The organism is Streptomyces brasiliensis (assembly GCF_014647875.1).
In the GTDB taxonomy this organism is placed as follows: Bacteria; Actinomycetota; Actinomycetes; order Streptomycetales; family Streptomycetaceae; genus Streptomyces; species Streptomyces brasiliensis.
The window spans coordinates 1-1,103 of sequence record NZ_BMQA01000234.1; the positions used below are offsets into that span (position 1 = coordinate 1).

General features: G+C 67.9%; 1 protein-coding gene. It reads left to right on the plus strand.

Features of this window, described 5'->3' with window-relative positions:
* Window positions 1-100: 100 nt before the first annotated feature.
* Window positions 101-736, plus strand: a complete 636-nt coding sequence (locus IEZ19_RS49940) for a Tn3 family transposase (RefSeq protein WP_229841756.1) — start codon at window positions 101-103, stop codon at window positions 734-736.
* Window positions 737-1,103 lie beyond the last annotated feature (367 nt).

The window sequence follows — 1,103 nt, forward strand, 5'->3', positions numbered from 1 at the left end:
ACCGTGCTGGTCGCAGCCATCAACGAGTGGCTGTGACCAGCACTTTCAAAACGCACCCTAACAGTTCTCACCCCGCATCGCTGACATCTCCGACGCGCGGCTGTGGCGGACGAACACCGCGGCCGACTACGGGCCGCTCCAGCCGGTCTCGAACCACACCATCCGCCTGGACCGGATACGCGCACACTGGGGCGACATGCTCCGCGTGGCCGGCTCCCTCACCCTCGGCGAGGTCCGGGGCCATGACCTGATTCGCATGCTCTCCCGGGATGGCAAGCCGACCGGGCTCGGCGACGCGTTCGCCCACTACGGGCGGATCTTCAAGACCCTGCACCTGCTCCAGTTCGTCTCCGACGAGGGGTACCGGCGGATGATCGGCGCCCAGCTCAACGTTACCGAGGCCCGTCACCGCCTCGCCCGTCGGATCTTCTTCGGGCAGCGCGGCGAACTGCGACAGCACTACCGCGAGGGCATGGAGGACCAGCTCGGCGCGCTCGGCCTGGCCCTGAACGCCGTGGTGCTGTTCAACAGCCTCGACATCGACGCCGCCGTCAAGCAGCTGGCCGCCGACGGCTTCCCCGTCACCGACGAGCTGCTCGCCCGGCTCTCGCCGCTCCAGTTCGACCACATCAACTTCCTGGGCCGCTACGCCTTCACACGGCCGCCGGCGCCGGGCCTGCGGCAGCTGCGCGACCCGCACAGCGACGACGAGACCGACGACGGCATGGACGATTAGTCGCAGGCCCGTACAGTCGAACGGGGCGTCCGAAGCCACCACCTATGGCTTCGGACGCCCCTTGTGCTGACCTGAGGATCAGGCTCCGGCGTGCATGGCGTCGTGCACGGTGCAGGCCCGGGACCACCGGGCGTGATACTGGTGGGCTCGCTGAGATTGATCACGGCTTTGGTTTGAGGATTCGCTGCACCTTTGAACGTCAGCCGACGGCCCCGGTCTCCGGTTGAGGTTCGGCGGGCTGTGATCAGGCGGAGGGCAAGCAGTTCCTGGAGCGGGTAGGACAGGGCCGTCTCGCCGGTGACGGTGTCGAGGGCGTGGATCAGCTTGGGGTTGTGGCGCCAGCGCCCAACTGCCGCTCGATCTCCGC